Here is a 21,567-nt window from a genome sequence, read left to right as displayed (position 1 = left end):
AAACTGCTTGATATTCAATAATTAATCTAAAATCTAAAATCTAAAATTTATAATCTTAAAAAGAGTTATGTCAAACAAAAATAAAACAAGTAATTTCAGTAAAATTACAATCGGTCTTGCTTCTCCCGAATCCATTCTTCAGGAATCAAGAGGAGAGGTTCTAAAGCCCGAAACCATCAACTACAGAACGCACAAACCGGAGCGTGACGGACTTTTCTGCGAGAAAATCTTCGGTCCCGTGAAAGATTATGAGTGTGCCTGTGGAAAATACAAGCGAATCCGTTACAAAGGAATCGTTTGCGACCGTTGTGGAGTGGAGGTTACCGAGAAAAAAGTGCGTCGTGAAAGAATCGGGCACATCAATTTGGTGGTTCCTGTAGCACATATTTGGTATTTCCGTTCGCTGCCGAACAAAATCGGTTACCTTCTCGGATTGCCTTCCAAGAAGTTGGATATGATTATCTATTACGAAAGATATGTCGTAATCCAACCAGGGATCGCTAAGAAAGCCGATGGTTCCGATTTCGAGGATATGGAGTTTTTAACAGAAGAAGAATATCTGGATATCCTCGATACGCTTCCTGCTGAAAACCAATATCTTGACGATTCCGATCCAAACAAGTTCGTTGCCAAAATGGGAGCGGAAGCAGTTGAAGAATTGTTGAGAAGAATCGACCTCGATGCACTTTCTTTCGACCTTCGTCACAAAGCGCACAACGAGTCTTCAAAACAAAGAAGAACTGAGGCGTTAAAAAGATTGAACGTTGTAGAAGCACTTCGTGGAGCAAACACCAGAATGATCAACCGTCCGGAATGGATGATTATGAGAGTGCTCCCTGTAATTCCACCAGAACTGAGACCATTGGTTCCGTTGGATGGTGGACGTTTCGCAACTTCCGACCTTAACGACCTTTACAGAAGAGTAATCATCAGAAACAACCGTTTGAAGCGACTTTTGGAAATCAAAGCCCCGGAAGTAATCCTTAGAAACGAAAAGAGAATGTTGCAGGAATCGGTGGATTCACTGTTCGACAACACGAGAAAATCTTCTGCAGTAAAATCTGAATCAAACAGACCTTTGAAATCACTTTCGGATTCACTGAAAGGTAAACAGGGTCGTTTCCGTCAAAACCTTTTGGGTAAAAGGGTTGACTACTCTGCTCGTTCGGTAATTGTTGTAGGTCCAAACCTTCAGTTGCACGAATGTGGTATTCCTAAAGATATGGCGGCAGAATTGTACAAGCCATTCATCATCAGAAAACTGATCGAGAGAGGAATTGTAAAAACCGTGAAATCTGCGAAAAGAATCATCGATAGAAAAGAGCCAGTAGTTTACGATATCCTTGAAAACGTGATGAAAGGTCACCCTGTACTTCTGAACAGAGCACCTACGCTTCACCGATTGGGAATCCAGGCGTTCCAGCCGAAAATGATCGAAGGTAAGGCAATCCAGCTTCACCCACTCGTAACAACGGCATTCAACGCTGACTTTGACGGTGACCAGATGGCGGTTCACTTACCGTTAGGACCGGAAGCAATTTTGGAAGCTCAGCTTTTGATGCTCGGTTCGCAAAACATCTTGAACCCTGCAAATGGTTCACCGATTACCGTACCTTCTCAGGACATGGTTCTTGGTCTTTATTTCATGACTAAAGAAGCATACTCCACCGATGATTACAAAGTAAAAGGTGAAGGTTTGGCTTTCTATTCTCCGGAAGAAGCAGAAATCGCTTACGCAGAAGGAAAAGTTTCCCTGAACGCGAAAGTAAGATGTAAACTTCCTGTGAAAGAAAACGGCGAACTCGTGATCAGACTGATCGAAACTACGGTCGGAAGAATCCTGTTCAACCAAATTGTTCCTAAAGAAGTTGGCTTCGTAAACGAACTGTTGACGAAGAAATCATTGAGAAACGTTATCGGTAGAATCCTTGCGGAAACAGATTTCCCAACAACCGTGAAGTTCCTCGACGATATGAAGAACCTTGGATATTCCAACGCATTTAAAGGTGGACTTTCATTCTCATTAGGAGATATCGTAATTCCGGAAGAGAAAAAGAAAATGATTGCACAGGCGGTTGAAAATGTGGACGAAATCAAGGCAAACTATAACATGGGTCTGATTACAGACACCGAGAGATACAACCAGGTAATCGACGTTTGGACAAACACCAACGCTGGTTTGACCGAGATGATTATGAGCAGAATGAAAACCGACCAAGGTGGATTCAACTCTGTGTATATGATGCTTGATTCAGGAGCGAGAGGTTCTAAGGAACAGATCCGTCAGTTATCGGGAATGAGAGGTTTGATGGCAAAACCACAAAAAGCCGGTTCTACCGGAGCAGAAATTATCGAAAACCCGATTGTGGCGAACTTTAAGGAAGGTCTTTCCATCTTGGAATACTTCATCTCCACTCACGGTGCTCGTAAAGGTCTTGCTGATACCGCTCTGAAAACCGCTGATGCTGGTTACTTGACCAGAAGATTGGTGGACGTTGCACAGGATGTAATCATTACCGAAGACGACTGTGGAACATTGAGAGGAACAGAAATTACTCCGCTTAAGAAAAACGACGAAATCGTTGAAAAGATTTCCGAGAGAATTTTGGGTAGAGTTTCCCTTCACAATATTTACCACCCAGAAACCGACGAGGTTATTCTGGAAGCAGACCAACTCATCGACGAGGCGATTGCAAAACAGATCGAAGAAGCTGGAATCGAGGTGGTAGAAGTTCGTTCACCATTAACTTGTGAGGCGAAGAAAGGAATCTGTGCGAAATGTTACGGTAGAAACTTGGCGACAGGAAAACCAATCCACATTGGAGAAGCAGTAGGAGTAATCGCTGCGCAGTCCATCGGTGAACCTGGAACTCAGCTGACGTTGAGAACTTTCCACCAAGGAGGTACTGCAGGTAATATTTCAGAAAACCCATCCATCGTTGCAAGAAGAGACGGTATCGTTGAAATGGACGAAATCAGAACCGTAATTTCTGAAAATGAAGAAGGTAAGAAAGCGACCATCCTGGTTTCCCGTTCTACGGAATTCCGTTTGGTAGCCGACAATGCAGCAAGAACACCATTGATGGTGGCGAACGTTCCTTACGGTTCCGAAATCTTTGTGAAGTCGGGCGACAAAGTAAGCAAAGGAGATATGATCGCGAAATGGGATCCATATAACGCGGTAATCATTGCCGAAACTTCAGGTAAGGTAGAATACGAGGACATCATTCAAGGTACATCTTACCAGTTGGAGATCGACGAGCAAACCGGTTTCGAAGAGAAAGTAATCTCTGAATCCAGAAACAAGAAAGCCGTTCCTACGCTGAAAGTTGTAGATGCGAAAGGAGTAGAGCAGAAAGCATACAACCTTCCTGTTGGAGCTCACTTGATGGTTAATGACGGCGAGAAAATCAAGGCAGGTAAAGTCCTGATCAAGATCCCGAGAAAATCTGCAAAAGCAGGGGATATCACAGGTGGTTTACCGAGAGTTACCGAATTGTTCGAAGCAAGAAATCCATCGAATCCGGCGGTAGTAACCGAAATCGACGGGGTAGTTTCTTACGGAAAAATCAAGAGAGGTAACCGCGAATTGATCGTGGAAGCGAAAACCGGAGAAATTTCTAAATATCTCGTGAAACTTTCTAACCAGATTCTGGTACAGGAAAACGATTTCGTGAGAGCAGGAGCACCACTTTCCGACGGTTCCATCACTCCGGACGATATCCTTAAAATCAAAGGACCAACCGCAGTTCAGGAATATCTGGTAAATGAAATTCAGGAAGTGTACCGACTTCAGGGGGTAAAAATAGACGACAAGCATTTCGAAATCATCGTTCGACAGATGATGACCAAAGTAGAAATTGTGGACGGTGGTGACACCCAATTCCTTGAAGGAGCTTTGGAACACAAATACGATTTCCTTGAAGAAAACAACAGAGTTTTCGGACTGAAAGTCGTAACCGAAGCTGGTGATTCCAAAGAATTCAAGCCAGGTCAGATGATCACGGCGAGAGAACTGAGAGATGAAAACTCCAAACTGAAACGTGAGGATTTACAACTGGTGGAAGTTCGCGAAGCGCTTCCTGCAACGGCAACTCCTGTTCTTCAGGGAATTACGAGAGCCGCGCTCCAAACCAAATCCTTCATGTCTGCAGCATCGTTCCAGGAAACTACCAAAGTTTTGAATGAGGCAGCGGTTTCAGGAAAAGTTGATTATCTTGGCGGTCTGAAAGAAAACGTAATTGTAGGACACAGAATTCCTGCAGGAACCGGACTTAAAGATTACCAGAACATCATCGTAGGTTCGAAGAAAGAATTCGAAGACATTAATTAACTAATAGTTTGAAATCGTTTGATAAGGTTTGAAAGTTTGATAACGTTCTGCTTTCAAACCAAATCAAACTACATCAAACAAAATCAAATTATATCAAACAAAAATTTTAAAAATGGACAACAATCAAAACCAAGATCCAAACAACATCAACATTCAATTGAACGAAATGATCGCTGCAGGTGTTTACTGTAACCTTGCATTGGTTAACCACTCTCCATCTGAATTCGTATTAGACTTCATCCAATTGATGCCGGGAGTTCAGCAGGCAAACGTGAGATCAAGAGTAATCTTGGCTCCGCTTCACGCTAAAAGAGTTCTTGCTGCATTGCAACAAAACATCGCTAATTACGAGCAGCAGTTTGGCGAAATCAAGGAAGTTGAGCCGTTCGTATTGGGACAAAACAACGTTCAGGCGTAAAATTGCCAACTCACTTCGTCAAAGTTAAAATCTTTGACAAAGTTTAGTATAAAAGTAAATCCCGGTTCTTAGGAATCGGGATATTTTTTGTGCGAAAAAGTGCCAGAGTTTTTCTAAACTTTTGTGTCATTAAATAGGTGGTATTTTCGACTGTATCAATTTTTGACATACACCTTTTGTGACTTTGTGGTTATTATCATAAAGCTTATAAGATATTTAGAGCATCCACAATATTATTTTTTCAAGAAATTCTGTAAATTGCATAGTTAAAATCTACTATGAACAAATCATTTCTTCTCTTATTACTATTTTTCGCAACATTAATTCCAGCAAAATTTGCTAACGCGGATCAGAATAGCGTCGTGTTGAAAGTAAAAATAATCGGGGTAAAAGACGGCGATACTGTTGAAGCACTCTACTACCAATTTCCAATGAGCGTCCGTTTGGAACATATCGACGCACCCGAGAAAAGACAGCCATTCGGAACAAAATCCAAAGAACGGCTTTCCGACCTTTGTTTTGGAAAAAATGCGACCATTATCAGTAATGGGAGAAACGGTTCTTATGATTCAAGAGGGAGACTGATTGCCGAAATTTTTCTGGAAGACGGCACCAATGTCAATAAAGAAATGGTGAAATTTGGTTTAGCTTGGCATTACAAAAAATACTCTTCCGATGCAGATTATGCCCGACTTGAAGAAACTGCCAAGAAAAATAAACTCGGTTTGTGGAGCGACCCCAATTCGGTTTCCCCATGGAGTTTCAGAAAATAGAAACCACTGTATTAAAGGTTTCCTGGATTAGTAGCTACAGGATTCACCATAGAAATTCCCTCGGAATCCAGTCGTTGCTTAATTTTGAGTAATGCCTCACTCCTCACTTCCTGGATATTAAGTCCAGAGCGAATCCAAAACTGTCCCTCGATCGTGAAAATTCCCAAGTTTTGTTTCAATAGAATTACCTGCGGTTTTCTTGATTGATCAACAAATTCAAATTTCGATACTTCATCGTAAATCACACGTTTTGACTTCTCCAGATCCTGCGTGTTTGGAATTTCAATATCGATGAAAATTTTCCGGTCTCCCGAAGCTGTGAAATTGATAAAAGGCGAGTTGAAGATGAGTTGGTTGGGTAAATACACTTTCTTGCCGTCATCAGCGATAATTTTGGTAGTCAAAAAACCTATTTCCTCCACTGTTCCCGTGATATTGCTTATTTGCACGAGATCACCGACTTTGAATGATTTGTCCATCCCTACCAAAATCCCCGAGAACATCGACGATACCAAATCCTTTAAGGCAACACCGGCAATAATCCCTGCAACACCCAAACTTCCAAGAAGTTTCAGAAAAAATCCGCTGAGTCCCATTACTTCAAGCGTGATAAATGTGCCGAAAAGGAGGATCATAAATCTAAAAAATCCAACTAAGGAGGCAACGGTATCGAATCTTCTGCTTTTCGGAAACAGGCGGTTAAAAATGCGTACAGCGACTTTGCTTAGGAAACTGCTCGCGATCAAAAAAAAGGAGAAAATAATAATCCCCACGATCAGTTTTGGGGTAAACTGGGCAAACTTGAGATACCACCTTTCAAGAACCGCGGAAACTACACTAAAATAATCCATACGCAAATTTATAAAAACCATTTAAACCAATTCTCTCTCTGATTCAAAATTCAAAATTCGTAATTTGTAATTCGTCCTTCGTATTTCGTATTTCTCCTTATCTTTGCCATCCACAAGAAAAACGGCTTGTTGATTTTCGTCTCGGCGAAAGTAGGAAAGTCCGGACACCACAGAGCAGCAAAGCGGATAACGTCCGCCGGTCGCGAGATCAGGACCAGTGCAACAGAAAGAATGTATATTAATTTATAGTGAAATCAGGTAAACTCTTTGCGGTGCAATGTTAAGTATATCGGCAATCAAGGGCGGCTCGTCCAATGTCGAGGGGTAAACAGCTAAAGTTTTGCAGCAATGTAAAACGCAGATAAATAACAGGCGCCCCATTTTTGGGGAACAGAATCCGGCTTATAGTTTTTCTTGTGGTTTTTTTTGTCGGAAGATAATTTCCAACCGAAATTCTTTTTGAAAAATTACTCGTTCAGCAACTGCTGTTTGGCTTCTTGTAGCGATTCGCGGTCCTTGTCGGAAAGCACGGGATATTTCAGGTCCATTCCGGTCAACGCGTCAATAATAATTTGTATTACTGCTACTCTCGCAAACCACTTATCATCGGCGGGAATCGCAAACCACGGTGCATAATCTTTCGAGGTTTCGCTGATGGCTTCTTCATATGCCTTCATGTATTTATCCCACAATGCACGCTCCGGTAAATCTCCCATCGAGAATTTCCAGTTTTTTTCCTGCTCGTCGATTCGGTCAATAAACCTTTTCTTCTGTTCTTTTTTAGAGACATTCAAGAAGATTTTTACAATCGTCGTTCCGTTTTGAGCGAGGTGTTTTTCGAAATTTCTGATGCTTTCGTATCGGTTTTCCCAGAACTTGTCGTCGAAATCGTCAATGGATTTCCAAACTTTCTCGCTGAGGTTGTATTCCGGATGAACTTTACAAACCAGGACACTTTCATAATGACTTCTGTTGAATATCCCAATCTTTCCCTTAGCAGGAAGTGCAAGATACTGGCGCCAAAGAAAATCGTGAGAATATTCTTTGGTACTTGGTGCTTTGAAGCTGGTCACTTCACAACCTTGTGGATTCACTCCTCCAAAAACGTGTTCAACCAGTGAGTCTTTTCCGGCCGCATCCATTGCCTGGATAACAATGAGGAGGGATTTGCTTCCATCAGCATAAAGCCGTTCCTGCAATTTGCGCAGCTTAACTTTTTCATCCTGCAGCATTTTTTGCCCTTCTTCTTTGGTTAATTTCCCTGTGTATTCGGTATCAGCGTTTTTAATTGAGAACTTTCCTTTTACAACAAAGTTATCGGTGAAATCCAAATCCATATCTTTTAATTTTAAACTAAAATAAAAAAATCACTCCAATTATGAAGTGATTTTAGGATTTTTTTAATTCTTAATTATTTTGCGGCAGCTTTTCTTGCAGTTTTCTTTGTTGCTTTTTGCGCTGGCTCTGCTTTTACAGCGACCTCTGCTCTTGCAGCTTGCATTGGTTGCAACACAGCAGTTTTCGCAGTCGCAACTTCACTTGACTTCATTTCCATCATCTGACCTTGTGCTTGCGCAGGGGCCTCAACAGTTCCTTTGATGTTGATAACTGATCTGCTGTTTTGAGGGTCATTAGAAAAAACTTCGATCAATTTAGTGAAGGGTCCGGTAATAGTGGTGTTGTAACCCACTTTTAACTGTGCTGTTTTTCCTGGCATAATAGGATCCTGGCTCCATTCCGGTGTGGTACATCCACAAGATGCCTGAACTCTGGAAATGATCAGAGGTTTGTCTCCTGTATTCTTCACGGTAAACATTCTGTGTCCGTCGGATCCATTTTTTACTGTTCCGTAATCGTAAGTCGTTTTGTCGAATGAAATGGTTTGCGCCGAAGCGAAAGCAAATGATGCAGTAATGAAAAGTGCTGCGAAAATCTTTTTCATATTCCTAATTTGTTTTTTGTTAATATCTGTTGTTAGATTGAAATCGAGTAACAAAGTTAAAAATTATTTTAATAATCATTCCAAAAAATTTTATTTACCCTATTTTTGCACTGATATTTTAATAATTATTTAAGATTTTATGCAGATTTCGGACAAATATAATCCCCAGGAAACTGAACAGAAATGGTACAGTTACTGGTTGGAGAACAATTACTTTCATTCTGAACCCAACGAAAAGCCGCCATACACCATCGTTATTCCACCGCCAAACGTAACTGGGATTCTTCACATGGGACATATGCTGAACAATACAATTCAGGATGTTTTGGTTCGCCGCGCAAGAATGCAGGGTTTCAACGCTTGCTGGGTTCCCGGAACGGATCACGCTTCGATTGCGACTGAAGCAAAAGTCGTGGCAAAACTGAAAGAGGAAGGAATCAACAAGTCCGATATTTCAAGAGAAGAATTCTTGAAACATGCATGGGAATGGACCGACAAATACGGTGGAACAATCTTGGAACAACTCAAGAAACTCGGCGCTTCCTGCGACTGGGAAAGAACGCGGTTCACGATGGAACCCAAGCTTTCGCAGCAGGTAATCAAATCTTTTGTAGATCTTTACAATAAAGATCTGGTTTATCGCGGTTACCGAATGGTAAATTGGGATCCGGAAGCCAAAACCAATATTTCTGACGAGGAAGTTATCTTTAAAGAACAGAAAGGAAAACTCTATTATTTAAAATATAAAATTGAAGGAACGGAGGATTTTCTTTCTGTAGCAACAACTCGTCCTGAAACCATTTTCGGCGACACCGCGGTTTGCATTAATCCTAATGATGAAAGATATGCTCATTTAAAAGGAAAAAATGTGATCGTTCCCATCGCGAATCGCGTGATCCCTATAATTGAGGATGATTATGTGGATATTGAATTCGGAACGGGTGCACTGAAAATCACTCCTGCTCACGACACAAATGACTACGAAATTGGGCAACGTCACAACCTGCAGATGATCGATTCCTTGGATGATGACGCCAATCTCAATCAGCACGGACTTCACTACGCAGGCAAAAACCGTTTCGAAGTACGAAAGCTCATCGCCAAAGAACTGGAGGAAAAAGGATTATTGCTAAAGCAGGAAGATTATATCAACAAAGTGGGAACCTCCGAAAGAACTGGTGCCGTAATCGAGCCGAAAATTTCGCAGCAGTGGTTCCTGAAAATGTCGGAAATCGCTAAACCAGCATTGGATGTGGTGATGAACGACGAGGTGAAATTCCATCCTGAAAAATTCAAGAACACCTATAAACACTGGATGGAAAACATCCGCGACTGGAATATTTCCCGACAGCTTTGGTGGGGACAGCAAATTCCGGCGTATTACTATGGTAGTGGAGAAAACGATTTTGTGGTTGCCGAAAATATCGAAGATGCTTTGGCTTTAGCCAAACAAAAAACTCGAAACCCGGAACTCGAAACTCGAAACTTAAAGCAGGATGAAGATGCGCTCGATACCTGGTTTTCTTCGTGGTTGTGGCCGATTTCGGTGTTCGACGGAATGCTCGATCCCGAGAATAAAGACATTAATTATTACTACCCGACTTCGGATTTGGTAACGGGTCCCGATATTATTTTCTTCTGGGTTGCAAGAATGATTATGGCCGGTTTGGAATACCGAAAAGAGGTTCCTTTTAAAAATGTTTATTTCACGGGAATCGTTCGCGACAAGCAAAGACGCAAAATGTCGAAGTCGCTCGGAAACTCACCCGATCCAATTGAACTCATTGACAAATACGGTGCAGACGGAGTTCGCGTAGGAATTTTACTGAGTTCCGCTGCAGGAAACGACCTGCTTTTCGATGAAGACCTGATGTTGCAAGGAAGAAATTTTGCCACCAAAATCTGGAACGCCTACAAACTGATCCAGGGTTGGAAAAAAAACGAAACGCTGCAACCCAACAGCTCCGACAAACAGGCCATCGAATGGTTTGGAAACCAAATGGACAAAACCATCACCGAAATTGCAGACCAGTTCGAAAAATTCAGAATTTCTGATGCGCTGCACTTGGTGTATAAACTGATCTGGGACGATTTCTGTTCTTGGTATCTGGAAGCGATCAAACCCAATTTCGGCGAACCGATTTCGGCGGAAGTTTATCATAAATCGATCGAATATTTTGAGGAATTAATGAAACTGCTGCATCCGTTCATGCCGTTTTTGTCGGAAGAGCTTTGGCAGAATATTTCCGCAAGAACTCCTGAAAACGCATTGGTCATTTCGCAACAAAAGAAAGCTGATAGCTTTAATAGTGAATTGATTAAAAATTTCGAAACTTCTAAGGAACTGATTTCTGGAGTGCGGAATTACCGACAGTCAAAAGGAATTTCACCAAGGGAAGAAGTGGAGGTTTTTACCAACACCGACTCTTTTGCCAATGAAGAATTAGTGAAAAAGCTGGCGAATATTTCTGAAATCCATTTTGCGCAGAAAACCGACAAACCGAGTTTCACCTTTTTAGTTGGAGCCACGGAAATCTCAATTCCTCTGAGTGAAAACCTTGATTTGGCAGAAGAAAAATCCAAAACCGAGGAAGAACTCAAATACCTGAAAGGATTCCTGATTTCAGTTGAGAAGAAACTTTCCAACGAGAAATTTATGGCAGGAGCTCCGCAACAGGTAGTGGATAACGAACTGAAAAAACAGAAAGACGCGCAGGAAAAAATCGCACTTCTGGAGGAGAAACTGAAAACGCTTTAGAATTTGAAGTTGTTTGATTTTATTTGAAATTCTTTGAGGGTTTAAGAAGCTCCGCAACATCAAATAAACTCAAATCAACTCAAACCCTTTCAAACCTTAATTATGACGCACCTTGAAAATATCGCGAAACTCTTCAGCAAAAATTTTGTTGAAAGTCCTTTGATTGAAACTTTCGACGCAGGAAAAATCCATCTTCCGACGGGAAAAATTGTAGCGTGCGATCTTCTGTTAACGGGAGATATGGCTGCTTTCAATGAAGATTTTCCTGTTGGCGAATTCGAAGTTTTGGTGCATAAAGAAAAAGAGTCCAACTGCATTGCTTATGTGGAAATTGTTTTCAATGCGAACGAGGTTACGAACTGGAAATTAGCGACAACCGATGGTCAGAACACGGCTGATTTGAAGGAAGGCGAAATTTTCGGCTATCCCGTGGAAAGCGGAATGGGGTGCTTTATGGATGCAGAAACTCAGGATTGCTTGAATCATTTGGAAAAAAGATTGTTCCACCGAAAAGGCGATGACTTTATGGGGATTTACGAGGAGTTTTTCCACCAACATTTTTTTGACGAAAACGGAGCAATCGACCAGTTTGCCTTCCTCAAACCTGATGAAGAAAAGGGCGGAAACATCTTCGCATTCGAAACGGGTTATGGTGAAGGTTTTTACGGAAGCTATATTGGGTTTGATAACGAAAATCGTCCGGCGAAAATTATGACGGAATTTATTGAGGTTGGCTTTGTTAATTAATGTTAAACCATAGTTAAATTGGGAATTAAAGGATAAATTTGTTTATTAACTAATCCTCTCAAAACAGAATTTCAGAATGACCATTACTTCAGAACAACCGAAAATTATTGTTGTAGGCAGCTCGTCCATCGATTTGGTGCTCAACACCTCACATCTTCCGAAACCCAACGAAACGGTAATAGCGGATAGGTCTGAAAGTTTTTTCGGCGGTAAAGGTGCAAATCAGGCGGTAGGAACTGCGCGACTCAGAGCAAATGTATATTTCATCAGCTGCGTGGGAATGGATCCGCTTGGTCAGCAAATTATGAGAAACCTTGTTGAAGAGGGTGTCAATGTCGGATTTGTTGCAGAAACGGAAGATGCACCGACTGGAACAGCTTACGTGACGACTTCTGAGGGAATCAATTCTATTGTCGTGGTTCCGGCTTCAAATTATCATTTGAAACGGCGACATATTATGGAGGCAGAAAAGTTCTTCATCTCCGCAGATTTGATTTTGATCCAACTCGAAATTCCGATGGAAACTGTGGAATTTACCGTGCAGCTTGCCAAGAAACACGGTAAAAAAGTCGGTGTTTATGCCGCACCTGCAAAGAAACTTTCAGCAGAAGTAATTGAAGACGCGAGTTTTATTGTCGCCAAAAGCAACGAACTTTCCACGATTTTCGGTCACGAGGTTCGGGAGGAAATTGTCAGAAAATATCCCAACAAACTTTTCGTGCGCGACGATTCCAATTCCACGACGTACTTCGATGGTTCTGAAATGAAATATTACCGCAATCATCACGATTCCGTGCTACACAAAATGGGAATGGGCGATGCTTTCACCTCTGGTTTTGCAGTCGCACTTTGTCACGGAAACACCATTGATGAATGTGTAAAATTCGGAAATGATGTCTCATTGAAAGTCACCCGAAACAGTGGTTCGCAAAGCGGTTTGCCGTATCTGAAAGATTTCCTGAAGGACTAAGGGCGTGTTAATATTATCTAAATAAACCTAAATTTGATTACCCCGTCCCCTAAAGGGAGCAAATTTTGGTTTATTTAGCGGGAAATTTTCCGCCGTTTAGTGTCGGGGTAAAGAAAACTTCCGAAATAATATTTTTTCTAAAAAGAATTTGAATATGCTCTAAATTCTATTCTGACCATACCGATTTTCCTTTTCAGAAAACTTTAAATCTTTAATTTTGAAGTTCAGCAGTCCGATTCTTTTTGGGTTGACTTTAACGCAAATGAAAACCATCCATCTGAAAACTTCCGATCAAGTTCCCATTGCGGCAACGTTTTTCGAACCCGTCGATTCCAACGGGAAACTGCTGCTCATCAATTCGGCAACGGGAGTAAAACAGCAGATTTATTTTTCTTTTGCTAAATATTTTGCGGAACGCGGGTTCACTGTCATCACCTACGATTACCGAGGAATCGGACTTTCGAAACCAGAAAAAATAAAAGGTTTCCAAGCATCGATGCGGATTTGGGGAACTGAAGACTACAAAACGCTCACTCAGTTTATCGACAAATATTACAAGGGTTTCCGGAAGTTTTGTCTTGGTCATTCCGTCGGTGCGCTGATTTTGGGGATGAATCCCGATTCTCTGTTATTTGAAAAATTTATTTTCGTCGCCACACAGGATGCCTATTTCGGACATCTAAAAACGAAAGTCGCAGTTACCGCACTTTTCGGTTTTGGAATCGCTGTTCCCGCTACGACAAAGCTTTTGGGATACTTTCCTGCGCATTGGTTTGGTTTGGGTGAGTCGCTTCCGAAAGGAGCCGCGTTGGATTGGAAAACTTTGATCCTCAACAAGAAATCGACCAGCAAGCTTTTTGAGAAAATCGGCAAGGATTATTCCAAAGAATTGACTCAAGACACCTTCATCATCCACGCCGAAGACGATTCGTGGGTGACCGAAAAAGGCATGGAAAGCTTGATGCACACTGCGTATCCGAACCTAAAGAAAACCTACCGAGAAGTGAAAGTCGCCGAATCCGAGAAAAGAGAAATTGGGCATGTCAACTTTTTCAGAAGTTTTAATAAAAATCTGTGGGAGATTATTCTAAATGAATTGAAGTAATTTTGGGAATAACGAAATTCCCCTCCACTGGAGGGGTGGATTCCGAACGAAGTTCGGGAGACGGGGTGGTTTAGTTTTTTTTCTCAACATCATTAATTTCCTTAATTTTACTTCATTAATCAGTAAAAATGAAAATCTATACCAAAACGGGCGACAAAGGTCAAACCGCGCTTTACGGCGGAACCCGCGTTTCAAAAGCTTCCGCGAGAGTTGAATCTTACGGAAATATCGACGAGCTCAACTCTTTTATCGGAGTGGCAAAATGTGAGATCACTGACGCAAAGGTCATCTCGCAATTGAAAAAAATTCAGTTCGATTTATTTACCGTCGGTTCGGAATCGGCGACACCAACTGATAAACTGACTTTGGCCAATGGAAAGTCCCGCCTTACCTTGATGATTTCCGAAGAAGAAATTCAGGAACTCGAAAACTGGATGGACGAATATGAACCGCAACTGGAGCCGCTTCAGTACTTTATTCTTCCAGGTGGCGGAAAAGCAGCAACCGCACTTCACGTTTGCAGAACGGTTTGCCGAAGAGCGGAGCGCAGTCTTGTTTTTCTGAATGAATCAGAAGAAGTACGACCGGAATTGATTAAATACCTCAACCGACTTTCAGATTATCTTTTTGTTTTGGCAAGATACGTCTCAAAATTACACGGCGACACCGAAGAATTTTGGAATCCAAATAACAGGTAGGGACAAGTCTCGACTTTTAAGAAACTAAAGTTTCCCGTAGAAAAACCAGAACAATAAAGGTCCCATTTCATCAGTTATGACCAACCTGAATAATGACGAACATAAAAATCCCCCTCCTTTGAAGGAGGATTTAGGGGGAGGATTTGCTCTTTTGTTCATCAACGGCGAACCGCCGAAAGATCTTCCCGAAATTGACGGCTATGATTTGATTTGCTGTTCCGACGGTGCTTTCCGCTATTTAAAGGAAAAAAACTTTCCTATGGAAAAACTGGATTTTGTCTCTGGAGATTTTGATTCACACACGATTGCAGATGACGAGCTGTACCGCGAGAAGTTCATCTTCACTCCCGATCAGGATAAGACGGATTTCGAAAAGTCACTGGAAATTCTACGGAAAAAAGGAATAAAGAAAGTAGATGTGTATGGAGCGAGCGGTGGTGAGATGGATCACTTTCTGGGGAACCTAACCGTGGGCTTTAAGTTTAAAGATGATTTGGAGCTAACTTTCTACGATAATTTTTCAAGATATTTTTTCTCACCTAAAAAGTTAGTTTTGGAAAACGTGAAAGGAAAAATGATTTCTCTTTACCCATTTCCTATTGCGGAAAATATTATCACCGCAGGATTGAACTGGCCATTAAACAAAGAAAGCTTGTCGATCACTTCAAGGATTGGAACAAGAAATTTTGCTTCAGATGAAAAGGTCACCATTGAATTCGAAAAAGGTGAGCTGATTGTTTTTGTTGAAAACTAAAAACCTCGTTGAAGCCTTCATTTTTATTATGGCATAAAACTTCCTTATTTGAATTTCGCTTAACAGAAAAACCAACTTTTTTCACCAAATTTGCAGTTCAGATTTCAAGCGTCAAAATTTTAAAAATTAGATTTACGAATGAAAATTAAATATTCAGAGCTCATCGACCAAACCCTGTATTTCCCGACGGAAGAATTCAACGTTTCGGAAAATCAACTCCAGTTCCACGATATTCCTTTGATGGAGGTCGTCGAAAAGTTTGGGACTCCCCTGAAATTTAATTATCTGCCAAAAATCTCGATGAACATCCAGCGCGCAAAAGCGTGGTTCAAGGAAGCGTTTGAACTCAACGAGTACACGAAAAACTATCGTTACTGTTACTGCACCAAATCCAGCCATTTTGCATTTGTATTGGAGGAAGCTTTAAAAAACGACATCTCGATCGAAACTTCTTCCGCTTATGATATGGATATTGTGAAATCCCTTTATGACAAAGGAAAGGTTGACAAAAATATCGAAGTGATCTGTAACGGTTTTAAGACTGACGACTATCTTCAGAAAATCTCTGAAATGATCAACAACGGTTTCGAAAATATTACTCCGATCCTCGACAACTACCGTGAACTCGACAAACTTACCGAAAGCATCGACGTGACTTTCGACATCGGGATCCGAATCGCATCGGAAGAGGAGCCGAAGTTTGAATTCTACACCTCGAGATTAGGAATTGGTTATAAAGACATTATTCCTTACTACTCCCAGAAAATCGCGGAACATCCGAATGCGCGCTTGAAAATGCTGCATTTCTTCATCAATACAGGGATTAAAGACACCGCGTATTATTGGAACGAATTGTATAAATGTCTCCGGGTTTACGCACGTTTGAAAAAAATTGCGCCGGAAGTGGATTCCCTGAATATTGGTGGCGGTTTCCCGATCAAGACCTCTCTGAATTTCGATTACGATTACCAGTATATGGTGAATGAAATCGTTTCACAGATCAAGAAATTCTGTGAGGAAGAAGGCGTGGAAGAACCGAACATTTACACCGAATTTGGAAGTTTTACCGTAGGCGAAAGCGGGGGTCATCTCTACAAAATCATTTCACAGAAAAGGCAGAACGACAGGGAAAAATGGAACATGATCGATTCTTCTTTTATGACCACGCTTCCCGACACTTGGGCGATTTCGAGACACTTCATTATGCTCCCGATCAACCGTTGGGACGATACTTATGAGCGGGTTTTCCTTGGCGGATTAACCTGCGATTCCGACGATTATTACAATTCCGAACAGCATACAAACGCCATTTATCTCCCTGTTTTTAGTGACACAAAACCTTTGTACATCGGGTTTTTCCATACAGGAGCTTATCAGGAAACCATCGGTGGATACGGCGGAGTTCACCACTGCTTGATGCCGCAACCGAAACACATTCTCATCGACAAAGACGAGGAAGGAAACTTTGTTTACACCGTTTTCCGCGAGGAACAGCAACCTGAAGATGTGCTGAAGCTTTTGGGGTATTAATTATTGCCAAAAATCGAGTAAACTTCCGATCGTAACCTTCGAAATGAGTTCTGCAACAATAATGGCAATTGCGAAAAAGATGAAATGTTGCCATTTTTTCACATTGGTCGCGGTTCGAAATCCTGAAAACATCAACACGATGCTGTAAACTAAAAGTATCATCATTAATGATGAAAAAACCATAAGGTAAATAAGGTCGGTGGTTGGAATTTGAAGTTTTTCTGGAGTGTTGATTTCCTTTAGAATATTTTCGGTAATCCCGTTCATCTTCTCATTATTGGCTAACAAACCAGCGATGTAAATGGGAAACCTGCTGATCAGCGAAACATTCAGGATGTCGATGATTCTTGTTTTTGAATTAATGATCTTACCTAAAATCAATAATGGAACAAAAACGGAAAGAATGTTGATGAAATTCACGAGAATTGCTTTTGCGAAAGTCGTTTGGTAAACATGCACATCAAAAACGCCGTCATAAATCACGCCGAGCGAACTCCCAATAAAACTCCCGAGAATCGTGATAATGATTCCAAATACCAGAAGTTGGATTTCGCTGAATTTTTCAAACGGGTTGAAAAAAAGTTTCCAATTCATAACGTTTAAATTTTAAGGTTGATCGGTAAAATTTTCTTTAAGTTTTTTCTCAGTCGAAAAGTAAATTATGGCACAAATGAGAAATAATAAAACCATTGCGACAATCAACGAAAGTCGTTCGTTTCCGACAATAAACAAACCTGCAATCGAGATAAATGAAAATGCGGTTCCGCAAGCAATCATCACTTTTGCCGCATATTTCTGTGCGAAATTCCAACGGTCGAGATTTCTCATCGAGCTTTCCGTACGATAACCGTACAGCGAATTGATTTTTTTTGGAGGCAGAAAATAAAGCAATAATCCTCCAATCACGAAAATTGCTCCCGTCATACTTCCCATTAAAAACAATGGATTTTCAAAGTTCATATTTTATTCTTTAATAATGATGTTGGGATTGATTCTAAGCAGTTCGTTCTTGAATTCCTCAAAATTTTTCGGTGAAATAACAATACTTTTTTTATTGTAATAAATTTCTACTCTTCCTGTTATACTCGGCGCAGGCGAAGAAAGTGCATTCCAAGTTTTTTCGATTTTTGAGACTTCACTGATCCTGATTCGGGTTTTCCAGAATAAGAGGTTTTGAATGACAAGTTCTTCATTTTCAATCCAATATCTAATGCCGAAAATAACGAAACCAACAAGAATCAGGTAGCCAAATGAAAATAGAATTCCTGTTACTTTTCCATTCGAAATACTTTCCGAAATCATAAACAGAAAGGGAGTGAGGCAGATCACCAAAATCTCGATGCCGTATTTTACTGGGATTTTTCTCATCGGTTTATTAATTTAAGTTTTTGATTTTATCGATGAGATCGTCCATTCTGTTTCTCATCGTGGGATAAGAAAGTTCCTGCTGTTTTGCCATTTCTTTGATGCTTCCGCTGGAAAGAAAAAACTGGAGGATGAAATCCTGCTCTTCTCTCGAAAGCTTCAGATACAGCGGGAGTTCGTAGTTGCCATTCACTTCCGTTTCGCAATGGTTGCATTTCATTTGGCTTACGTTCAATGAGTTTTCACAGCTTGGACAAAAAATCGGTAGTTTCATTTTAAATGAATTTGTCTTTAACAAAGTTAAAAATTATTTTAATATAATTAAAATTTTAATTGAGTATTTTGGATTTGATTTCCATTTTCGGTGGAATCTGAAAATCTTTATCTTTGTCCAACTTCAAACTTCAAACCTTAAACTTCAAACTAAAAATGAATACTTACGCAGGAATTCCCGAAGAAAACGCGACACTCGAAAACGCTAAAGTAATGTTGGTAACCGTTCCTTACGACGGAACTTCAACCTGGGGAAAAGGTGCGGACAAAGGTCCGGAACTCTTCCTCGACGCCTCCGAAAATATGGAACTCTACGACATCGAAACAGGAACAGAACCTTATCTGGAAGGCGTTTGGATGGCGGGAGAAGTTTCAGAAAATTCTTCACCCGAAGCAATGACGGAAGCGGTTTACCAAAAAACTCAAGAAATGATGCAGAACGAAGGAAAACTGTTCACGCTTTTTGGTGGGGAACATTCGGTTTCTATCGGTTCCATTCGTGCGTTTGGTGAAAAATATCCTGATTTGACGGTGCTTCAATTGGATGCACATACCGATTTGCGTCCTGATTTTCACGGTTCGACTTCTAATCATGCTTGTGCAGTTTTTGAGGCTTCGCAGAAATTAAATTTGGTTCAAGTCGGAATTCGTTCCTGCGATGTTGAGGAAATGCAGTATGTTCCTGAAGGGCAGTGTTTTTGGGCGCACGAAATCGCCAACAACGAGAACTGGGTAAATGATGTTTTGGAGAAAGTTTCCGGAAATGTTTACATCACGATTGATTTGGATGCGTTCGATCCTTCATTTGCACCATCTACAGGAACTCCGGAACCTGGAGGATTGCAGTGGTATCCAACTTTGGAACTCCTTAGAAAAGTTTTCGAGAAATGTAATGTCGTAGCATTCGATATTGTGGAACTGATGGATTCGCCTTATGCAAAACCGACAGCTTTCTTAGCTGCGAAACTGTATTATAAAATGTTGGCGTATTATCATATCGGTAAGTAAAGAAACAAGAAACAAGGAAAAAGAAACAAGGAAAAAGAAACAAGGAAAAAGATAAAATATAAAATATCACACTCCGTACGGACAGATCGCGATCTGTCCAAAAACCGAAGGTTTTTTCCAGCAGCTTCATTATTTTTATCTATGCAAAATCTCTTCGACCAAATCTTTGACCCTACCAAAAATCTTCTTCCCAAAGACGGAACCGTCAATTATTATGGAAAGATTTTTACTAAAGAAGAAGCGGATGCTTGTTTTAGAATCCTGATGAGCGAGATTCCCTGGAAAGCTGATCAAGCCGTCATCTTCGGAAAACTTATCGAAACCAAAAGAAAAGTCGCCTGGTTCGGTGATGAAAATTTTGAGTACTCCTATTCGGGAAGAACAAAACAAGCTTTAATTTGGACGGATGCTCTTTTGGATCTCAAGAAAATTGTCGAGATCAAAACCAGGGAAACCTACAATTCCTGTTTGCTCAACCTTTATCACGACGGTTCCGAAGGAATGGCGTATCACAGCGACGGCGAAAAGGATCTGAAGAAAAACGGCGCCATCGCATCGCTCAGTTTCGGTGCGGAACGTAAGTTCTCATTCAAACACAAAACCAGCAAAGAGAAAGTAGAACTCGTCCTCGAACACGGCAGCTTGCTTGTAATGAAAGACGAAACCCAATCTCACTGGCTTCACCGGCTTCCGCCAACCACGAAAGTCGCCGAACCGCGAATCAATCTTACCTTTCGAACCATCGAAAACCATTAAGAAAAATTCACTATCTTTGAAATCCTTTGATAAAAGTGAGGATTCGTTTGTAATACTCAGATATTTGAAGAAAGTTTTCCTCCCTTTGGGGAACGGTAAAGAAAATTTTCTATCAAAATATATTGCTCCTAATCAAAAACTTGCAAAAGATTTAAGAAAAATTTATCATTCTTTAAGAATTCGGCATACATTTTATTGTTAAATTTGAACTATAATTTTTTTAACATTTTAAATGAATTCAACTATGAAAAAAACACTCGCTATGGCAGCTTTGGCACTTGCAGTGTCATTCGGTTCTATCGCATGTAAGAAAAAAGTTTCTGATGCCGAACTTCAAACTCAGGCAACTACTGTTGTAACTTCTAATCCAAACGCTTCTGTTGAGGTAAAAGACGGAGCAGCGCATTTGAGCGGAACTTTTGCTGACGAAGCTTCAAGAGACGCAATGATCGCTTCCCTGAAAGCAATCCCAGGAATCAAGGATGTACACGATATGTCAACAATCGCAGCTCCTGTAGTGGTTGAAACTACTTCTGCTGTGGATCCTGCAGTTCAGCAAAAAGTGACCGACGCTGTGAAAGATTTCCCTTCAGTAAAAGTTGAGGTGATCAACGGCGAATTGACACTTACAGGAAACGTTTCTCCTGAGCAGGCAAGAAAAATCAAAATGTCGGTTGACGCTTTGAAAGCTGGAAAAGTTAACTATAATTACACTGTAAAATAATTAGAAATGAGTGCATTACAAGATAAATACGCAGGAGTAATCGCTGCGGCTCAGTCTGCGGGAATCTCCGGACTTCAGGTTACAGAGCAGGACGGAATCCTTTATGTTTCCGGAAACGCTGCAAACACCGCTGCAAAAGACGCGGTATGGAACGCTTTGGGAGCAATCGACGCAACCTATTCCGCTTCCGACATCAATGTTGACGTGCAAGTTACAGGATTGGCTTCAGGAGCTGCTTTGACAGTGGCAACCGAGGAATCCAACCTCAACATTCGTCAGGAACCTTCAACAGAAGGAGCAATCGTAGGAAAAGCTGCGAAAGGCGAAAACGTAACTTTGGTTGAGCAAACTTCTGACGACTGGTGGAAAGTTAGAACTTCTTCAGGAACAGAAGGTTACGCTTATGCAAGATATTTGAGAGCATAACAAACCACAATACAACCAACCTAAACCTCTGATTTTTTTCAGGGGTTTTTTTATGGGCCATCCCGACAACTTTTTTTAAGAAAAAGTTTCGTCGGGACCGCGCTATCCGTTACAATCTTTTTGTTTTTTCCAACTT

The 21,567-nt window shown here is 41.0% G+C and carries 21 protein-coding genes and 1 other RNA gene; 15 read left to right on the top strand and 7 right to left on the bottom strand.

Features of this window, described 5'->3' with window-relative positions; all coding sequences use genetic code 11:
* Window positions 1-67 precede the first annotated feature (67 nt).
* The 3 genes from rpoC to MTP09_RS12155 all read left to right on the top strand — a co-directional run bounded on the left by rpoC (window position 68) and on the right by MTP09_RS12155 (window position 5,524).
* Complete coding sequence (gene rpoC, locus MTP09_RS12165) at window positions 68-4,333, top strand: DNA-directed RNA polymerase subunit beta' (RefSeq protein ID WP_243548616.1); 4,266 nt, start codon at window positions 68-70, stop codon at window positions 4,331-4,333.
* A 112-nt stretch (window positions 4,334-4,445) separates the two neighbouring features.
* On the top strand, window positions 4,446-4,751 hold the full coding sequence (locus tag MTP09_RS12160; protein WP_243548615.1) for a DUF3467 domain-containing protein: 306 nt from the start codon (window positions 4,446-4,448) through the stop codon (window positions 4,749-4,751).
* Between the two features lie 278 nt (window positions 4,752-5,029).
* Window positions 5,030-5,524, top strand: a complete 495-nt coding sequence (locus tag MTP09_RS12155) for a thermonuclease family protein (RefSeq protein WP_243548614.1) — start codon at window positions 5,030-5,032, stop codon at window positions 5,522-5,524.
* Between the two features lie 11 nt (window positions 5,525-5,535).
* On the opposite strand, the gene MTP09_RS12150 is transcribed toward MTP09_RS12155, so the two are convergent.
* Window positions 5,536-6,375: a mechanosensitive ion channel family protein gene (locus MTP09_RS12150; protein ID WP_243548613.1), complete on the bottom strand. Its 840-nt coding sequence runs from the start codon at window positions 6,373-6,375 to the stop codon at window positions 5,536-5,538.
* Between the two features lie 113 nt (window positions 6,376-6,488).
* Between MTP09_RS12150 and rnpB the strand changes: the two genes are divergently transcribed.
* Window positions 6,489-6,796, top strand: an RNA gene (rnpB, locus tag MTP09_RS12145) — RNase P RNA component class A.
* A gap of 46 nt (window positions 6,797-6,842) precedes the next feature.
* Here rnpB and MTP09_RS12140 read toward each other — a convergent pair.
* Together MTP09_RS12140 and MTP09_RS12135 are read right to left on the bottom strand one after the other, a co-directional pair.
* Complete coding sequence (locus MTP09_RS12140; RefSeq protein ID WP_243548612.1) at window positions 6,843-7,712, bottom strand: polyphosphate kinase 2 family protein; 870 nt, start codon at window positions 7,710-7,712, stop codon at window positions 6,843-6,845.
* A gap of 74 nt (window positions 7,713-7,786) precedes the next feature.
* On the bottom strand, window positions 7,787-8,317 hold the full coding sequence (locus MTP09_RS12135) for a DUF1573 domain-containing protein (RefSeq protein WP_243548611.1): 531 nt from the start codon (window positions 8,315-8,317) through the stop codon (window positions 7,787-7,789).
* A gap of 139 nt (window positions 8,318-8,456) precedes the next feature.
* Between MTP09_RS12135 and MTP09_RS12130 the strand changes: the two genes are divergently transcribed.
* The 7 genes from MTP09_RS12130 to MTP09_RS12100 all read left to right on the top strand — a co-directional run bounded on the left by MTP09_RS12130 (window position 8,457) and on the right by MTP09_RS12100 (window position 16,879).
* Window positions 8,457-11,075, top strand: a complete 2,619-nt coding sequence (locus MTP09_RS12130) for a valine--tRNA ligase (RefSeq protein ID WP_243548610.1) — start codon at window positions 8,457-8,459, stop codon at window positions 11,073-11,075.
* Between the two features lie 102 nt (window positions 11,076-11,177).
* A complete protein-coding gene (locus MTP09_RS12125; RefSeq protein ID WP_243548609.1) occupies window positions 11,178-11,822 on the top strand; it encodes a DUF4241 domain-containing protein in 645 nt (214 codons plus the stop codon).
* Between the two features lie 76 nt (window positions 11,823-11,898).
* Window positions 11,899-12,792: a ribokinase gene (locus MTP09_RS12120; protein ID WP_243548608.1), complete on the top strand. Its 894-nt coding sequence runs from the start codon at window positions 11,899-11,901 to the stop codon at window positions 12,790-12,792.
* Between the two features lie 262 nt (window positions 12,793-13,054).
* A complete protein-coding gene (locus tag MTP09_RS12115; protein WP_243548607.1) occupies window positions 13,055-13,897 on the top strand; it encodes an alpha/beta hydrolase family protein in 843 nt (280 codons plus the stop codon).
* Window positions 13,898-14,025: 128 nt separating this feature from the next.
* Window positions 14,026-14,595: a cob(I)yrinic acid a,c-diamide adenosyltransferase gene (locus MTP09_RS12110; protein WP_243548606.1), complete on the top strand. Its 570-nt coding sequence runs from the start codon at window positions 14,026-14,028 to the stop codon at window positions 14,593-14,595.
* A gap of 76 nt (window positions 14,596-14,671) precedes the next feature.
* A complete protein-coding gene (locus tag MTP09_RS12105; RefSeq protein WP_243548605.1) occupies window positions 14,672-15,349 on the top strand; it encodes a thiamine diphosphokinase in 678 nt (225 codons plus the stop codon).
* 138 nt (window positions 15,350-15,487) lie between these two features.
* Window positions 15,488-16,879, top strand: coding sequence for a type III PLP-dependent enzyme domain-containing protein (locus MTP09_RS12100; protein WP_243548604.1), 1,392 nt, complete (start codon window positions 15,488-15,490; stop codon window positions 16,877-16,879).
* Here MTP09_RS12100 and MTP09_RS12095 read toward each other — a convergent pair whose 3' ends face one another.
* The 4 genes from MTP09_RS12095 to MTP09_RS12080 are packed head-to-tail and all read right to left on the bottom strand — an operon-like array spanning window position 16,880 to window position 18,518.
* Window positions 16,880-17,473 carry a YIP1 family protein gene (locus MTP09_RS12095; RefSeq protein WP_243548603.1) on the bottom strand — a complete coding sequence of 198 codons (594 nt, stop codon included), beginning with the start codon at window positions 17,471-17,473 and terminating at the stop codon, window positions 16,880-16,882.
* A 12-nt stretch (window positions 17,474-17,485) separates the two neighbouring features.
* On the bottom strand, window positions 17,486-17,839 hold the full coding sequence (locus MTP09_RS12090) for an SdpI family protein (RefSeq protein WP_243548602.1): 354 nt from the start codon (window positions 17,837-17,839) through the stop codon (window positions 17,486-17,488).
* Between the two features lie 3 nt (window positions 17,840-17,842).
* Window positions 17,843-18,247 (bottom strand): PH domain-containing protein, encoded by a 405-nt coding sequence (locus MTP09_RS12085; protein WP_243548601.1) that lies wholly within the window; start codon window positions 18,245-18,247, stop codon window positions 17,843-17,845.
* A gap of 7 nt (window positions 18,248-18,254) precedes the next feature.
* Window positions 18,255-18,518: a DUF2089 family protein gene (locus MTP09_RS12080; RefSeq protein WP_243548600.1), complete on the bottom strand. Its 264-nt coding sequence runs from the start codon at window positions 18,516-18,518 to the stop codon at window positions 18,255-18,257.
* A gap of 155 nt (window positions 18,519-18,673) precedes the next feature.
* Between MTP09_RS12080 and speB the strand changes: the two genes are divergently transcribed.
* From speB to MTP09_RS12060, 4 genes are all read left to right on the top strand, one after another.
* Window positions 18,674-19,525: an agmatinase gene (gene speB, locus MTP09_RS12075; RefSeq protein WP_243548599.1), complete on the top strand. Its 852-nt coding sequence runs from the start codon at window positions 18,674-18,676 to the stop codon at window positions 19,523-19,525.
* Window positions 19,526-19,666: 141 nt separating this feature from the next.
* Window positions 19,667-20,281: an alpha-ketoglutarate-dependent dioxygenase AlkB family protein gene (locus MTP09_RS12070; RefSeq protein ID WP_243548598.1), complete on the top strand. Its 615-nt coding sequence runs from the start codon at window positions 19,667-19,669 to the stop codon at window positions 20,279-20,281.
* Between the two features lie 244 nt (window positions 20,282-20,525).
* Window positions 20,526-21,005 (top strand): BON domain-containing protein, encoded by a 480-nt coding sequence (locus MTP09_RS12065; protein ID WP_243548597.1) that lies wholly within the window; start codon window positions 20,526-20,528, stop codon window positions 21,003-21,005.
* Between the two features lie 6 nt (window positions 21,006-21,011).
* On the top strand, window positions 21,012-21,431 hold the full coding sequence (locus tag MTP09_RS12060) for an SH3 domain-containing protein (protein WP_243548596.1): 420 nt from the start codon (window positions 21,012-21,014) through the stop codon (window positions 21,429-21,431).
* Window positions 21,432-21,567 lie beyond the last annotated feature (136 nt).

Source organism: Chryseobacterium suipulveris (genome assembly GCF_022811685.1).
Lineage (GTDB): Bacteria > Bacteroidota > Bacteroidia > Flavobacteriales > Weeksellaceae > Kaistella > Kaistella suipulveris.
The sequence above is the reverse complement of the archived record's forward strand: the minus strand, read 5'-3'. Positions and strand labels throughout refer to the sequence as shown.

Excerpts from the sequence above, each read along its gene's own strand:
- rpoC (WP_243548616.1), top strand. The coding sequence starts at position 68 with ATGTCAAACAAAAATAAAACAAGTAATTTCAGTAAAATTACAATCGGT.
- MTP09_RS12160 (WP_243548615.1), top strand. The coding sequence starts at position 4,446 with ATGGACAACAATCAAAACCAAGATCCAAACAACATCAACATTCAATTG.
- MTP09_RS12155 (WP_243548614.1), top strand. The coding sequence starts at position 5,030 with ATGAACAAATCATTTCTTCTCTTATTACTATTTTTCGCAACATTAATT.
- MTP09_RS12150 (WP_243548613.1), bottom strand. The coding sequence starts at position 6,375 with ATGGATTATTTTAGTGTAGTTTCCGCGGTTCTTGAAAGGTGGTATCTC.
- MTP09_RS12140 (WP_243548612.1), bottom strand. The coding sequence starts at position 7,712 with ATGGATTTGGATTTCACCGATAACTTTGTTGTAAAAGGAAAGTTCTCA.
- MTP09_RS12135 (WP_243548611.1), bottom strand. The coding sequence starts at position 8,317 with ATGAAAAAGATTTTCGCAGCACTTTTCATTACTGCATCATTTGCTTTC.
- MTP09_RS12130 (WP_243548610.1), top strand. The coding sequence starts at position 8,457 with ATGCAGATTTCGGACAAATATAATCCCCAGGAAACTGAACAGAAATGG.
- MTP09_RS12125 (WP_243548609.1), top strand. The coding sequence starts at position 11,178 with ATGACGCACCTTGAAAATATCGCGAAACTCTTCAGCAAAAATTTTGTT.
- MTP09_RS12120 (WP_243548608.1), top strand. The coding sequence starts at position 11,899 with ATGACCATTACTTCAGAACAACCGAAAATTATTGTTGTAGGCAGCTCG.
- MTP09_RS12115 (WP_243548607.1), top strand. The coding sequence starts at position 13,055 with ATGAAAACCATCCATCTGAAAACTTCCGATCAAGTTCCCATTGCGGCA.
- MTP09_RS12110 (WP_243548606.1), top strand. The coding sequence starts at position 14,026 with ATGAAAATCTATACCAAAACGGGCGACAAAGGTCAAACCGCGCTTTAC.
- MTP09_RS12105 (WP_243548605.1), top strand. The coding sequence starts at position 14,672 with ATGACCAACCTGAATAATGACGAACATAAAAATCCCCCTCCTTTGAAG.
- MTP09_RS12100 (WP_243548604.1), top strand. The coding sequence starts at position 15,488 with ATGAAAATTAAATATTCAGAGCTCATCGACCAAACCCTGTATTTCCCG.
- MTP09_RS12095 (WP_243548603.1), bottom strand. The coding sequence starts at position 17,473 with ATGAATTGGAAACTTTTTTTCAACCCGTTTGAAAAATTCAGCGAAATC.
- MTP09_RS12090 (WP_243548602.1), bottom strand. The coding sequence starts at position 17,839 with ATGAACTTTGAAAATCCATTGTTTTTAATGGGAAGTATGACGGGAGCA.
- MTP09_RS12085 (WP_243548601.1), bottom strand. The coding sequence starts at position 18,247 with ATGAGAAAAATCCCAGTAAAATACGGCATCGAGATTTTGGTGATCTGC.
- MTP09_RS12080 (WP_243548600.1), bottom strand. The coding sequence starts at position 18,518 with ATGAAACTACCGATTTTTTGTCCAAGCTGTGAAAACTCATTGAACGTA.
- speB (WP_243548599.1), top strand. The coding sequence starts at position 18,674 with ATGAATACTTACGCAGGAATTCCCGAAGAAAACGCGACACTCGAAAAC.
- MTP09_RS12070 (WP_243548598.1), top strand. The coding sequence starts at position 19,667 with ATGCAAAATCTCTTCGACCAAATCTTTGACCCTACCAAAAATCTTCTT.
- MTP09_RS12065 (WP_243548597.1), top strand. The coding sequence starts at position 20,526 with ATGAAAAAAACACTCGCTATGGCAGCTTTGGCACTTGCAGTGTCATTC.
- MTP09_RS12060 (WP_243548596.1), top strand. The coding sequence starts at position 21,012 with ATGAGTGCATTACAAGATAAATACGCAGGAGTAATCGCTGCGGCTCAG.